The sequence below is a fragment of the Paracoccus saliphilus genome, assembly GCF_028553805.1.
GTDB classification, from domain to species: domain Bacteria; phylum Pseudomonadota; class Alphaproteobacteria; order Rhodobacterales; family Rhodobacteraceae; genus Paracoccus; species Paracoccus saliphilus.
In genome coordinates this window covers 493,665-506,860 of record NZ_CP067140.1, presented here as the reverse complement: position 1 = coordinate 506,860, position 13,196 = coordinate 493,665, and the positions used below count along the sequence as shown (strand labels likewise).

The 13,196-nt window shown below is 60.2% G+C and carries 14 protein-coding genes; 2 read left to right on the top strand and 12 right to left on the bottom strand.

The window, feature by feature from the left end; translation table 11 throughout:
• Positions 1-14: 14 nt before the first annotated feature.
• The 11 genes from tssG to JHX88_RS02335 all read right to left on the bottom strand — a co-directional run bounded on the left by tssG (position 15) and on the right by JHX88_RS02335 (position 10,163).
• Positions 15-980, bottom strand: a complete 966-nt coding sequence (tssG, locus tag JHX88_RS02385; RefSeq protein WP_076522634.1) for a type VI secretion system baseplate subunit TssG — start codon at positions 978-980, stop codon at positions 15-17.
• Complete coding sequence (gene tssF / locus JHX88_RS02380; protein ID WP_076522633.1) at positions 977-2,887, bottom strand: type VI secretion system baseplate subunit TssF; 1,911 nt, start codon at positions 2,885-2,887, stop codon at positions 977-979. Before tssF ends, tssG begins: the two co-directional genes overlap by 4 nt.
• The gene (locus JHX88_RS02375; protein ID WP_076522632.1) at positions 2,884-3,471 is read right to left on the bottom strand and encodes a GPW/gp25 family protein; all 588 of its coding nucleotides are present in this window, start codon (positions 3,469-3,471) and stop codon (positions 2,884-2,886) included. The genes tssF and JHX88_RS02375 overlap by 4 nt, the downstream gene beginning before the upstream one ends.
• A gap of 113 nt (positions 3,472-3,584) precedes the next feature.
• Positions 3,585-4,082 (bottom strand): Hcp family type VI secretion system effector, encoded by a 498-nt coding sequence (locus JHX88_RS02370; protein WP_076522631.1) that lies wholly within the window; start codon positions 4,080-4,082, stop codon positions 3,585-3,587.
• A 38-nt stretch (positions 4,083-4,120) separates the two neighbouring features.
• A complete protein-coding gene (gene tssC, locus JHX88_RS02365; RefSeq protein ID WP_076522630.1) occupies positions 4,121-5,611 on the bottom strand; it encodes a type VI secretion system contractile sheath large subunit in 1,491 nt (496 codons plus the stop codon).
• Between the two features lie 2 nt (positions 5,612-5,613).
• On the bottom strand, positions 5,614-6,132 hold the full coding sequence (gene tssB, locus JHX88_RS02360) for a type VI secretion system contractile sheath small subunit (protein ID WP_076522629.1): 519 nt from the start codon (positions 6,130-6,132) through the stop codon (positions 5,614-5,616).
• Between the two features lie 76 nt (positions 6,133-6,208).
• Positions 6,209-7,564 (bottom strand): type VI secretion system protein TssA, encoded by a 1,356-nt coding sequence (locus tag JHX88_RS02355; protein ID WP_076522628.1) that lies wholly within the window; start codon positions 7,562-7,564, stop codon positions 6,209-6,211.
• 28 nt (positions 7,565-7,592) lie between these two features.
• On the bottom strand, positions 7,593-8,807 hold the full coding sequence (gene tagH, locus JHX88_RS02350) for a type VI secretion system-associated FHA domain protein TagH (RefSeq protein WP_076522627.1): 1,215 nt from the start codon (positions 8,805-8,807) through the stop codon (positions 7,593-7,595).
• A gap of 6 nt (positions 8,808-8,813) precedes the next feature.
• Positions 8,814-9,398, bottom strand: coding sequence for a DUF6931 family protein (locus JHX88_RS02345; protein WP_076522626.1), 585 nt, complete (start codon positions 9,396-9,398; stop codon positions 8,814-8,816).
• 217 nt (positions 9,399-9,615) lie between these two features.
• Positions 9,616-9,933 (bottom strand): hypothetical protein, encoded by a 318-nt coding sequence (locus JHX88_RS02340; protein ID WP_076522625.1) that lies wholly within the window; start codon positions 9,931-9,933, stop codon positions 9,616-9,618.
• A complete protein-coding gene (locus JHX88_RS02335) occupies positions 9,930-10,163 on the bottom strand; it encodes a hypothetical protein (RefSeq protein ID WP_076522624.1) in 234 nt (77 codons plus the stop codon). The genes JHX88_RS02340 and JHX88_RS02335 overlap by 4 nt, the downstream gene beginning before the upstream one ends.
• 110 nt (positions 10,164-10,273) lie before the next feature.
• On the opposite strand from JHX88_RS02335, the gene fliK reads away from it, so the two are divergent.
• Positions 10,274-11,611 carry a flagellar hook-length control protein FliK gene (fliK, locus tag JHX88_RS02330; protein ID WP_076522623.1) on the top strand — a complete coding sequence of 446 codons (1,338 nt, stop codon included), beginning with the start codon at positions 10,274-10,276 and terminating at the stop codon, positions 11,609-11,611.
• Positions 11,612-11,622: 11 nt separating this feature from the next.
• Entirely contained in the window at positions 11,623-12,285 is a 663-nt protein-coding gene (locus JHX88_RS02325) for a flagellar hook capping FlgD N-terminal domain-containing protein (protein WP_076522622.1), read from the top strand.
• 43 nt (positions 12,286-12,328) lie between these two features.
• Here JHX88_RS02325 and JHX88_RS02320 read toward each other — a convergent pair whose 3' ends face one another.
• Positions 12,329-13,183, bottom strand: a complete 855-nt coding sequence (locus JHX88_RS02320; protein ID WP_076522621.1) for a CE1 family esterase — start codon at positions 13,181-13,183, stop codon at positions 12,329-12,331.
• Positions 13,184-13,196 lie beyond the last annotated feature (13 nt).

The following is a 13,196-nucleotide window of genomic DNA, read 5'->3' as shown; positions in this document are numbered from 1 at the left end:
TGGCCTCTTGTTGATCAGTGTCCCTGAGTCAGGGCAAATCGTGAAATCTCGATCTTTTCTGCTGCCTGCATTTCAGCAGACGGAGCCAGCGCGGCAAGCCAGCCCAATGAAATGGTTTCGCCCATACGCGCGGTGGGAATTTCGGCCGGGGGCAGCGTCAACGCCAGATCCACCTCGTAGGAGCGGCCCAGATACCAATAGACCAGATCGGCGAGACGCTGGTGCCTGTCCTGGCCGGGCAGGAAACTGCGATAGGTCTCGGCATCGGGGATATGCAGGTGGACGCAGATCTTTTCGCTGACCGATTGCAGCCGCGCGCCCAGATACATGTCGCGCCCCAACCCGCCACCCGATCCCAAACCGCGCCGCTCGTCCTCTTCGAATTCCAGCCACGCGGGCACATGTTCCTCTACTTCCGCCTGCAATCCGAAATAGCTGGTCAGCATCTGCCGCAAACGCACGGCACTGCGGACCCTGCCACCGAAGATTGAAACCAGCGGCAAGCGGGCGACATCGGGAAAACTGTCATGCTGCAGAAACGCCGGGCTGCCGGTTCCTGCCACCGCCGCAACATAGCGGGCGAAACGGTCCTCGTCCGGGCGGTCATGCTGACTGATGGCATGGGAATCGGACCAGGCGCGGAAAAATAGCTGGTAGAACCGCGCCGCGAGCATGTCGACGAAGCGGACGAAACCCTCCTCGCCCTCTTCCTGCCAGCGCAGCACCTCTTCGGTCAGGTTCAGGGGAAGCGCACCGTGGGGGCCGAAAAAGCCCATGAAATTCGCCCGCAGCCTGATCCGATCATCCTGCCTCGGCTCGGCCGGGATCAGGTCGGCTGCGGGAAAGGCAAGCCGGGGATCCTGCCCGATCTCGACGATCTCGTCGCTGAGCCGCGTCGAACGGCCGATGCGGGGGCGATCCGGCCTCTCGCGTTCGAGGCGCCTGAGCAGCGCCAGAAAACTCGCGCCGTCCAGGTTCATATCAGTGGGCCCGTGCCGGTGCGGGGCGGCCATTTGCGAATTACCCCGCGCTGCTTGCTGACAGTCACCATCTGCGTGAAGCTGTTGATGCTGACATATTCGGCGAAGAAGCGATCCAGGACGGCGGCCATCAGGATGATGCCGCTACCCTCGAAGCCGGTTTCGTCGAAAGTTACCGAAATCTCGAGACCACGCGCGGGGAAATATCCCTCGGCACGCCGCAGCGAGCGGGTAATAGGCCGGACATTCAGCCCTACGACCGCCGCGATCTGGGCTTCGGTCACGCTGTCGGACAGGTCGGCGAACAGCGTCAGAATTTCACGCAGACTGGCAGCGCCGTCGCGGCCATAACGATCATCGAGTCCGAAGTGATTGAGCGCCAGATAGGAGATCAGCCGCCAATAGACATCGCCCTGCCCGGTGCGGTGCGGTCCCGCCCGCTCGGTCTCGGTCATGGCTTCGCGCGGCGCAGTCGGGCCGTTAATGCAGCTGACCGACATCTGCCGGTCCGACACGACATTGAAATCCTCGGAGCGCACGAGGGGCAGCGCAGAGGGAAGATGCCGGTTCGAACACAGGGTCCGCAGGTGCAACCGATGTGCGCGGTCGCCGATCACGGATTCCGGCGGCTCATAGATCGAGACATAGGTTTCGGTGCCGCGATAACCGCTGCGCATCCCGTGACGGCGTTCGGATTCGGTCATCCGCCGCGGCTTGCGGCGGCTCGTATAATAATAGGTCGAGCGCTGCGAGGTCGCCCCTTGCGGCAAGGCATAGAGCGGCTCGACATCGACCCGCTCATGAGCCGTTCCATAGGTGGCATAGACCTGCAGCAGCCGATGGACTTCGTAATGGCTCATCGGACCGGAATCGGGCATGACGACATATTCATGCCGCTTGTCATCCAACCTGATCTGATTCGAGCCCTCTTCGAACAGGTTGATCGCCGGCGCACAGTTCAGCCTGATGTCCCCTATCTGGGTCAGACGTGCAAGATCGTCATCAACGCGATCGAATTCGAAGATCACCTGCATCTGCCCTGTCGCGACATTGCGCAGGATATCGGTCAGGCCCGTTAGCCGGAACCCCAGGAACTTGCGTGGAAATGCATAGAAATCGCGCAGCAGGGCAAAACCCTCGAACAGGTTCGACTGACGATCGAGCAGCAATTCATCCGTGGTAAAACCGATCTGATCGATCTGATCGGGATGCAGGCGGAAGAAGCAGGGATCGCCGTTCGGCCGCAGCCAGCGAAGCGATATGCGCGTGACATTGCAGTGGATCTGTTCGTAAAGCGCGATCGCCCGAAACATGTCGCCGGTCAGGTGGAAGGTCAGCGCATCCTCGCCCAATGCGGATATGGGCTGTTCATTGGTCGACTCGATATCCATCTGCAGCCCGGCGCGCGTAGCCCGGTCGGGGTCCTGCCCAAGACCGCCAAGCGCGGTCGTGCGGTCGTGATAGGTCAACCCCGTCAACCGCAGCGGCAACACGGTCATGGGCGCGGTGGTGCTGAAACGGCAGGTCACCCGGTTATCGGCATCACGGAAACTGGCGTCGAGATATGTGTTGCGATTATAGCGCCGGACGCTCGGATCGCCTGAATCCTTGGTCGTTGCCGGGGCCTGAACCATCATGCAGCTGGGTATCGGCGACAGCGCATCGGGGAATATCTGCTCGAGCAGTTCGGTGGTAAAGCCGCGGAATTCCTCGTCCAGCTTGAGCTGAACACGCGCCGCCAGAAAAGCCGTCCCTTCGAGCAATCCGGCAATCGTCGGATCGATATTCTCGCGCAGCACACCGCCAAGCCGATCGGCCAATCCCGGGAATTCGTCGGCGAATTCCGCCGAGCGTTCATAGAGAATATCCAGTTCACGCTCGTAAGCGTCGCGGAAAGCTTTCTTCATGCGCCGCCCTGCATCCGCTTCATGGAAACCTTGCCCGCTGCCGGATCCACCTCGGCATAGAATTGCAGCGGAATATCAGTCGGATCCGAAATCATTTCCGCCATGATTTCGAATGTCAGACGCTGATCGACCGAAGGATCGTTTTCATCCACGCGAACCTCGATCGTCTCGGCACGCAATCTTGGTTCGTTGCGGATCAACGCGACGCGGATCGCATTGGCCATGTCGCCCGGCGTCCGATTGTTGCGCCACAGCGAATCCATATCCTGGAAGCCGTGATTGATGACCGAGTCGCGCACCCGCGGCGAATCGGACAGGTCGGTGATGACATCCAGGCGAATCGTGTTCATCAGGCTGGCGATATCCAGCGCGAGATTGCGCCGCAACGACGCCTCGCTGGCACCCTCGCGGCGCTTCTGGCTGACCAAGGTCAGATCCCGCTCGCCTTCGGTATAGCGACGGGAATTGTCGCGCGAATCCCGGCGTCCAGCGGAATCGCGGAAAATATGCAGAAGCGACATTTCCCGCAGGCTGCCCCGCGCGGAATCATCGCCCGGAGCGCCGGAAGGACGACGAGAAGCCATGATATCTCCTGATCGCATGGTTGCGGGCCATGTTAGAAACATCCCGTGCCAAATGAAACAGGGCCGGCACCAGATAGCGCCGACCCTGCCACGAATTCATAAGGATCGGAGGCTTACGAGCTCCATTCCTTGTTCTCGGCGATATCGAAGCCAGCCACGGTCTCGGCACCGGCTGCGCCCGATTCTTCCTGCAGGGTATAAAGCACCTCGAACTTGCGGAAGTTCAGCGTCACGGTTTCCTGGATGCGGTCCAGACCGTCCTTGGCGCCGCCGGTGTTGTAGCTGGTGATCATGATGTTTTCCATCTTGATCCGGAAATACTCGACCGGCGCCGCGCCGCCCGACTTGCGGACGATCAGCTCGCCATTCTCGATATGCTCGCCCTTGGTGGAGCGCTTGATCAGGTCATTGGTGGCCAGGTCGACATATTTGGTCAGCGTGATGTCCTGCACGTTGACCTTGCCACCGCCGCCGCCCGAGCCGATATGCGTGGTGCCGGACTGGGTCAGGCCCCAGTTCCATGCGAGCACATCGATCTCGTCACGATGCGTATCGTCCTGCGATTCGCCACGGATGTTGTTCGAGAGTTTCAGGAAAATATCGACAGCCATATGTAGAACTCCTTTTACTGCGGCAGTCAGCTTGAAAATTATTTACCCTTGGGCAGTTTGGAAACCAAAGACATTCCGACGTCCATGCCTTCCAACTGGAAATGCGGCTTGAGATAGAATTTGCCCATATAATAGCCCGGATTTTCTTCGTCCTCAACCACTTCCACTTTCGCACCGGCCAGCGGTTTCTTCGCCTTTTCCCGCTCGCTGGCGCTTTCCGGATTGCCTGAAACATACTTGTTCACCCAGGTTTGCAACTGGGTCTGAAGTTGCAGGCGATCGGGGCTTTGCCCGATCTTGTCGCGGACCATACACTTCAAATAATGGCTGAATCGTGACACCGCGAAAATATATGGCAGGCGCGACGACATGTTATCCGACGCCGTGGCCTGTTCATCCACGTATTTCTTGGGACGATACAAGGTCTGGGCCCCGATGAAGGCAGCCTTGTCGGTATGCTTGCGGTGAATCAGGCCGATCAGCCCGGCCTTCGACAACTCTCCCTCGCGCCGATCGGTGATCGACACTTCGGTCGGACATTTCAGATCCTTGGACCCATCGCCCGTATCGAAATTATGCGTTGGCAGGTTCAACACCTCGCCGCCCGATTGCACGCCGCGAATTTGGACGGTCCAGCCATGCTCCTTATGCGCGCGGTTGATATTCACCGCCAGCGCATGGGCAGCGTTCATCCAGGAATATTTCTTGCCCTCATGCCCGTCGGTCTCTTCCTCGAAGTTGAATTCCTCGACAACGGAATTCGAATTCTGGCCATAGGGCTCACGCGCAAGAACGCGTGGCATGGTCAGGGCGACATAGCGCGAATTCTCGGAATCGCGCAGCCCGTTCCAAGCGGCATAGTCCGGCGTGTCGAAGATTTCCGACAGGTCGGGAGGGGTGCTTAATTCATTCCAGCTATCCAGCCCCAGCAATTCCGGAGCCGAAGCCGAGATGAACGGCGCATGTGCAGCGGCAGCGATCTTGCCCATGTCCCGCAACAGGGCAACGTCACCGGTGCTGTGATCGAAATAATAGTCGCCAATCAAGGCACCGAAGGGTTTGCCGCCAAGGGTCCCGAATTCTTCTTCATAGACCAGCTTGTTCAGCGGTGACTTGTCCCACTTGGCGCCCGGATAGCGCCGCATCATCTGTTGCAGCTCTTTCTTCGAGACGTTCATCACCTTCACGCGCAGCGAGGCGTCGGTCTCGGAATTATTGACAGTATAGGCAAGGCCGCGCCACGAGGATTCCAGCTTCTGGAATTCCTCGTTATGGATAACCTCGTTCAACTGCTCGGACAGTTTCTGATCCAGCTTCGACAGCATCGCGTCGATGGTGTCGATTACATCCTCGGCGATCAGCGTCTGGTCGTCCAGCGCCTCCCGCACCAGGGCCACGACGGCATTGTCCACCTCTTTGGCGGCGACTTCCGATCGCGGCTTGATGGTCTGTTTCAGGATGTCCGAAAATTCGTCCAGCTCGGACAGGGCAGCGGCTTCAGAGACCTGCGCCTGATTTTCCTGCGCCATAATCAGCTGTCCTCTTCAGATGTGTCTTTCCCCACGTCACGCTCGGCAAGCGCGGCCATCAGGTCAGGATCGTTCAGCAATTTTCGGATCTGGTCCTGCGCCTTGGGCTTCGAATTCATGTAGCGCTGCAGATTGGCGAGATGTTGACGCGCCTCCAGCAGCTTTTTCAATGCCGGAACCTGGGCTGCGACCCGGGCCGGGTTGAAATCATCCATGCTTTCGAAGTTGAGCGTGACCCCCAGGCGATCCGCCCCACCCATCTTGTTCTCGACATTGAACGATACGGCCGGCCCGACGCTTTTCATGTAATCGTCCAGCGTGGATGCGGTGACATCGGTAAAATCACGCTCCTCCATATCGGGTTTCTCGACTTCCGACGCATTCCCGGACAGATCGGACAGCACACCCATCACGAAGGGCAGTTCAACCATCTTCTCGGAATCGTACGGGTCCTCATAGGAAATATTCACCCGGGGAGGGCGATTGCGTTTCAGGAAATCTGTCGACTTATCGGATGCCATCTATCCAATCCCTCCACTACGGGATAACGAAAACGTCAATTTATTCGCAAAGTCAATGCGAACTCTATTCGAAAATCTAGCCGTCTTGCACTGTGGCAACAAGTAATTCGGCCATAATAGCGTCAAATCTCTTTTCCAACATTTCACGTGCTTTGACAAGGAGCAAGGGAATAGGGCTAGCCGGTTCCTGGGCCGCGAAATAACCCTCAACCCCAAGCAAATGGCCTATAAGATCGCCCCGCCGGGTGATCGTCGGCAATGCCGTCGCCTGCCCCGAAGCCTGTTGATCCTGCTCAAGGCCGGATGTGGTAAGCTCTTTCAAGCGGGCCATCGGCAAGCTGAAACTACTGCCCTGCCCGATATGCAGAACGACATTTCCGGCTTGTGTCGGCATGAGGACCTCGATCGCCTCGACCAGCGGCGCGCCGACCAGAAGCCGCGCCTGCGTTACCAGAACGAGCGCGGGCGAAGATGGCTCGTGACCCGCAAGCCATGTCTTCGCAGCGTCCAGCGCGGCAGCCGCGGTAGCCCGGTTCGGAATGGTCGGGACCGTCCCGGCCTTGGCCTTGGGTGGCGCAGAGGGCTGCCCGGTCGGGGCCGAATCTTCGACCGCTGCCTCGGCTGCATCCTCTGTCGCATCCACCGCGGCCATGGCTGCGGCACTGGCAGACCAGGGGCGCAGATCCGGGCGTACGGATGCGATCATGCCCTGCATGTCGGCAATCGCGGCACGGACCGCACCCAGATCGGGAGTAAAGGTCCTGACCGGATGACTTGCCGCCAGCCCCCCCATCCGGTGTAACGCGTCCGCGACACGGGTCAGCTGATCGTTCACATTCGTCACGGACCGCTGATTTGCCTCGGAGCGCAGCGGCCCCAGCAGATCGCTGCCGGCAATGTCGCCTTCGGATTTGCGCGCCTCGGCCTTGCCGCCCGCAACCATGTGGCGACGCAATGTCACCTCGCCATTAGACACGAGGGACAAGTGCAAAAGTGGCATCACCACGGCCGGCTGACTGTTGAGTGCCTCGATCGCAGCACGACGCTCTCCCGCCCCGCGATCCACCTGGGGATGCACCTCTTCGGGCCATTGCCCCATCATGGCGGCCATATCCTCGACGGTATCGGCGAAATCGCCCAACCGCCCGGCCAGGATCTGGAACCGGGCCAGAAGCCCCATCAGCCGCAAGTCGCGACTGCGCGCCAAAAGCCTGTCGATGACCGCCTTCTCTTTCCCGAGATCGACCGAACGCGGGTCGAACAACCTATCATCGCTGCCGTCTTCAGCCGTCCCCGGCGTGAAGTAACGTTCGGGCATTCGCGCCTCGGCCTCGAAATAGTAATCGACGAAATCGGGATCGTCCTCGCGCTCGAGATCGGGACCGCAAGGATCCTCTTCCGAGATGGGGGCCAGCAGGTTGACCGGTGCCAATGCAGATCTCCTTGTTCCTCACGGCCGCTCAGCCAGAGCCGCGACCGCCTTGTTCGTCGGCCTTGCGATAAGCCGCTGCGAATAGCTTGATGAATTCGTCCAGGATTCCGTTTTCGCTGGCGGTCTTGGCGTCCCATCGCTGCACATAGCTGTCCCATGCGCGCGATTTGCGCCCGCCAAGTGCACCGCCCTTCGCCTCCGCCTCGATCCGGGTCGGCTCCAGGTCATGCAGCAATTCGATCAGTGCAGGTTGCAGAGCCGCGAACAGGGCGGCCTGATGGCGGCGCAGATCGCCAAGCGCCTCGTCGAAACCGGCCGCGCCGGCCATGAATCCGGCGCGCGGACGCAGGAACAGCGCCTCCAGCGCCTGATCCGCATCCGGCAGGAATTTCAGCGGGTTATTGTCGGTGGCCCCCCGCATCGTCCGCTCTCCTCCGCGCGTGAAATGCCGCGCGGAGGCCCGGTCCTGTAGTGCGGACATGAGTTGCGACGCCGTCGCGCGCATGGTTTCGCCAAGAGCCCTGCCCAGATCGTCGGGGCTGACCTCGGCAGCAAGGGCACTGTCGAGCCCCGCCCCTTCGCAAAAGGCGCGAACGAATGCCGCCTGATCGACCGGTGCCGGTGGCGGCGCAGTTGGGGCCTGAACGGCCATCGGCGCTGGCTGCTCCGGTCTGGTCGGGGCTGGTTGCCCGGTGCCGGGCTGTGGCGGTTGCTCCGGCACCTCGGGCTCGGGCGGAGCGTCCGGGAATTCGACGAAATCGTCGCCGAAATCATCCTGACGCTTAGGGGAATCGCCGATGTCGATGTCCATCGGCGCGGGTACCTCTCCGCCGATGGACCAGGGATCATCCCCCGGATCCTCGAAAACGGGCTGATCGACCCGATGTTCCGGCAATGAGCCGGGGGACATCGCGCCCTGCGTGTCCGGCACATCTAAAAGCGCGACGACGATATACTGCCCGACCTGAAACCGGTCGCCATTTCGCAGCGCATGTGGGCCATCCAGTCGATGCCGATGCCCCTGCAGGAATGTGCCATTGGTCGAGACATCGCGAAGCCACCACTGGCTCCCATCGAAACTGACATCGAAATGATGCCCCGAGATATAGCGGCTGGCATCGGGCAGGACCCAGTCCATTCCCGACCGCCGCCCGGCCTGGATCCCGGCTTCGGGAACAAGGATGCTGACCGGCCCGCCATCATCGAGGACGTGATAATTCTCTATTTGCAAGGTCAGGGTCATGTCACATCAATAGGCACGAAAGAGGGATTCGGCCATGTCGAGAATGCGCGCGAGATAAACCGAGCGCTGCGACAGCGGTACGCGCGCAAGACAGGACAACACGGCACTGTTGATCGCAACCGGAGCCTTGTGCGCCGGGGCAGGCTCTGGATCATTCGGCGCAGGCTTTCCCGTCGACCAGCCGACCGCAAGCCCCAGCAGGACGGACGGCCCGCGCGCCGGTGCCCAGAGCGCCTCTTTCATGATGTCGTGGCGCAGCCGGGTGGTCGGATTGGCCAGCCACGCCGCGATCTTCTGCATCATCGGACGCTCTTGCGGGTGCAGATGATCCGCCATCAGGCGCAGGCATTCATAGCCCCAGCCAGCCGCATTGGTGGGCAAGGCCGCGAAAGCCGTATAGGTCACCGCCTCTTCCGGAGTCGTCGAGGCCCGCAACCGGGCAAGAAACCGCAGCCCGTCCTCGTCCTCGCGCGGACTCAACTTGACCAGATCGGCCAGACTTTGAAGCTGTACGAACAGCGCTCGCGGGTCTTCTTCACGAAGTGTCCGTCGCGGCCTTTCTGTTGTATCGTCCTGATCAGAAGGGCTCATATCAATCCATTAGCTAATATCGGCAGAATATTCCGACTGCGGCTGGATTATGAAAAGACAAATACGCCAAGGCAACCCGCCTCGTTGCCTTCTGCGGGTTCGCGACAATTTTATTCAACCGCAATCCTGTGAACCCGGCGTGAGCCGTCTTCTCGCCGGACGACCAGAAAGCATTGGTCTAAAACGCTTTAAGCGGAACCTGCCAAAAGCAGCGCCGTCAGAATCTGCGCGGCAGGGCTGCAACTGTAGAGGCAATCTGCCGCTGCCCCATGTCATCATATGTCTGCAGTGTTCGCGCCGCCTGGATGATCTCGTGAACCTGCTCGATTGCCGCCTTGGTGCCACGCAGGGAGGCTTCAGCCAATTCATGCAATTCGTCGATCGCCGCCCGCAGCTCCTGTTTCAAAGCCTCGTCCGGCGGGGATTGGTCCGCAGCCGCTGAAAACCGTTCTATCTTGTCGAGCGCCAGTTCCATATTCCCGGCGACGATTGCCGCACGCGCGGCCGACAGATGCTTGACCAGTGAAACACTCATCGCAATTCTCCGAGCCTCAGATCAAGACGCGCGGAAAGAAGCCTCGCATATTCCTGATTCAGGAAACTGGAAAAATGTTCCTCCCCATGCCCACCGGCAAAGCTTCCCTTGGAGGCTTGCGGGTTACAATATTTCAGCATCTCTTCAAGAAACGCTTGCTCGAGACGATCCTGGAGAGGCGCTGCATCTCCCCCTGCGGGCGGAGTCGTTGTTAGTGAAGCAATCTGCATCCTGTTCTCCTGCATATTGGACCGTGGCAGTTTTAGCTTCGCCAGGTAAATAATTGGTAAGGAGTGCGGCTTACAAGAAATCAGGATTTCAAGCGTGGGACCGCCAGCCAATGGATTTGATTATCCCTCAGATTATCTCCGCCGACACCGGTAAAGACATGCCGGCTTTGCAAATCGGTCCCACGGTGGAAATCGATCCTCGAACCGATACCCTCCCCTCGATCGAGTTTTTTCAGGCCCTGGAAACGAGTGCGCATCCCCTGCTTCCATCTGAAACGGAAACGATTCAACTGACAGTTCCCGAGGGCGAAGGCAATCGTGTAGCCGACACAGAACCTGTCGCTGAAATTCTGGAAGGCTGGTCGGGCATGACGGCGTCGCTACGCGCCGATCCGGCGGGGGACTATACTGACGAAGTCATCCGACCTGATCGATGGGAAACTAATTTCGTCGGGAGAGAGCATGCACCGGTTTCGCCGGACACGCATCAGGCCGTAGATACCGTACCTGATGTCGCTACAGGCTTCAGGTCTGTGGAATCCACTGCAGAATTTGAAAAGAGGGCCACGGTCGCAGATTCAGTCGGCGAAACGCTGGAGATAGAAAAGGATAGCGCTGAGCCCCCCGTTTCTGCCCATGGAACAGCGCTGCAGCCCGTTGCCGGGCGCGAGCTGGCCTTGCGGGCGCCTGCAGTCGTATCGGATGCGGCAAACCCTGCCCCCTCCGACTATTCCGAAGGTGATTCAGCCCGGATCACAAGACTAAATTCCGGCCCGATCGCAACGCGAGAAGCTTCCACGATGCCCACTCCACCAGCCGCCGGAGCAGATGATTCCGGCTCATATGCTCCCTCATCCGATATTCCGACAACAAATATCGGCCTCAATTCCGTCGATTCGACCACAGGCATCGCAGTACAGAGGGCCATTCCCTCGGCCATCGGATCACCCGACCTGTCCGCGCCCCCGCCTGCGATCAGCGATCAGGCATCGACATCGGAGGCAGGGCTGCAAATCAGCACACGCTCGCCAATAGCCTACACCGGATCGGTACTGCGCCAAATCACGGATGCAGTCGTCACAATGCGCGATGAGATGGTCGAAATCATGCTTTCTCCGGAAGAGCTGGGCCGGGTCCGGATGGTCCTGACAGGTCATGACCGCGCGCCGCATCTGACAATCTGGGCCGAGCGGCCAGACATTCTCGACCAGATGCGCCGCAATTCGGATACGCTGTTGCAGCAGTTCAACGACGAAGGCCTGGCCGACACGACCTTGAATTTCCAGGGAGGACGCCGCGAAGACCCCGAGGGCAAGGCAGCTCCGGAATGGCCGTTAGAAAGAGGCGATTCCGATCAGCACGGGAAATATGTTCAGACCGACCTGGATCATGCGGCGCCCGTTCTGCCGATGCGGACGGGAAGCCAACGAATTGACATCAGAGTGTAAAGGACGCGCGCATGATTACCGCGACGGAAAACAGGACAGCGAACGGCTTCACGACATCATCCCCGACTCCACCGGGAATCAGTACGAACGCCGATTTCTCCACCTTCCTGAGATTGTTGACGACGCAGATCCAGAATCAGGATCCGCTCAACCCCATGGAAGGCAGCGAATTCGCCGTGCAGCTTGCGACGTTTTCGGGCGTGGAACAGCAGGCTCATACGAACAAGCTGTTAGGCGAAATGATCACGCAGACGGGCGCAGGCGGATTGGGACAAACCGCCGGCTGGATCGGCAAGGAGGCACTCAGCACGGCACCCGTCTGGTTCGGAGACGAAGCCTTGACGCTGGACATCGCCCCCGATCCCCGCGCCGACGATGTCGCGCTGATCGTGCTGGATGCAGAGGGGCGCGAGATGACGCGCGAGATGATCGGAACGGGCACCGGTCCGGTGGATTGGTTTGGGCGTGACGCATCGGGGCAGAAACTGCCCGATGGCCGGTATTCCTTCCGGATCGAGAGCATGCAGGCCGGTGATGTGATCGCCGAGTCCGACGTCGGCGTCTATGCCAGGATCGAAGGCGTCAGGTCGGGACCGAACGGCGTCGCATTGGTCTTTGCGAATGACGCTTCGGCATTGGTGACGCAGGTTAGCGCATTGCGGCAGCCCGAATAGCAGCGACATCCATCTGTCCGGGTCCATCCTTGCGCCGGACCGATCACCGGTTGCCCGCCTCGTACCAATCCAGAACCATGTCGGTCCAGCCGGAAGGAACGGTATGCCCACCCGGATGTAGCGCAAAGACAAGGGATGTCCCGGCGGCACAACTGCTCCAGCTACGGATCAGGAAATCACCCTGATGCGCGACATCGTCGGGATTTGCCTGCGAACAACGGTTCGCCCTTCGCCAGATTCCCATCGCGGCGAAGACATCGCCTTGGGTAAGCGTACCATCCCCGACCGAGCGTCCTTCCAGCGGCACCGTCCCGTCCGACCAGCCATGGGTATGGTGCAACCTGACCGGACCGGTGCATTCCTTTGGATGCGGACGCCAGAAACTGCCAGCGACTGGCGCATAGGCATCGAAACTTTCCGGCGCCTCGCAAGCGACATAGCTGGTCATCGAACCGCCGATCGAAAAACCGGAAAGCACCATCCTGTCCCGGTTCAATCCGAAACTTTCCGCGACCTCATCGGCAACTTCACGTAGAAACGCCCCTTCGTCCCGGCCGTCACGATTACCGGGATGGAAAAGCCAGCCGCGCCCGTCACGCCCCTCTCGTGGGGTCCCATCGGGTGCGATCACCGCATAGCCGCGCGCTGTCGCAGCCTCGATCCTGCCTTGGTTATGCATCACGGCAGCGCCCTCGCTGCCCCAACCATGCAGGAACATGATCGCGGGCCAGCCGCCCCGTGGCGCCTCCCCTTCCGGCAAGGCCAGGTGATAGCTTCCGCCATTCGGGAGGGCATCAAGCCTGCAGGCTCCGGCAACCCCCGCACAATCCGCTAGCGAAACCCCCGGCAGAGCCGCGGACAGAACCGTCGCGAGAAGGCAGGCAAGGCTCGGCTTCATCGGACATCCCCGG

Excerpts from the sequence above, each read along its gene's own strand:
- tssG (WP_076522634.1), bottom strand. The coding sequence starts at position 980 with ATGAACCTGGACGGCGCGAGTTTTCTGGCGCTGCTCAGGCGCCTCGAA.
- tssF (WP_076522633.1), bottom strand. The coding sequence starts at position 2,887 with ATGAAGAAAGCTTTCCGCGACGCTTACGAGCGTGAACTGGATATTCTC.
- JHX88_RS02375 (WP_076522632.1), bottom strand. The coding sequence starts at position 3,471 with ATGGCTTCTCGTCGTCCTTCCGGCGCTCCGGGCGATGATTCCGCGCGG.
- JHX88_RS02370 (WP_076522631.1), bottom strand. The coding sequence starts at position 4,082 with ATGGCTGTCGATATTTTCCTGAAACTCTCGAACAACATCCGTGGCGAA.
- tssC (WP_076522630.1), bottom strand. The coding sequence starts at position 5,611 with ATGGCGCAGGAAAATCAGGCGCAGGTCTCTGAAGCCGCTGCCCTGTCC.
- tssB (WP_076522629.1), bottom strand. The coding sequence starts at position 6,132 with ATGGCATCCGATAAGTCGACAGATTTCCTGAAACGCAATCGCCCTCCC.
- tagH (WP_076522627.1), bottom strand. The coding sequence starts at position 8,807 with ATGACCCTGACCTTGCAAATAGAGAATTATCACGTCCTCGATGATGGC.
- JHX88_RS02345 (WP_076522626.1), bottom strand. The coding sequence starts at position 9,398 with ATGAGCCCTTCTGATCAGGACGATACAACAGAAAGGCCGCGACGGACA.
- JHX88_RS02340 (WP_076522625.1), bottom strand. The coding sequence starts at position 9,933 with ATGAGTGTTTCACTGGTCAAGCATCTGTCGGCCGCGCGTGCGGCAATC.
- JHX88_RS02335 (WP_076522624.1), bottom strand. The coding sequence starts at position 10,163 with ATGCAGATTGCTTCACTAACAACGACTCCGCCCGCAGGGGGAGATGCA.
- fliK (WP_076522623.1), top strand. The coding sequence starts at position 10,274 with ATGGATTTGATTATCCCTCAGATTATCTCCGCCGACACCGGTAAAGAC.
- JHX88_RS02325 (WP_076522622.1), top strand. The coding sequence starts at position 11,623 with ATGATTACCGCGACGGAAAACAGGACAGCGAACGGCTTCACGACATCA.
- JHX88_RS02320 (WP_076522621.1), bottom strand. The coding sequence starts at position 13,183 with ATGAAGCCGAGCCTTGCCTGCCTTCTCGCGACGGTTCTGTCCGCGGCT.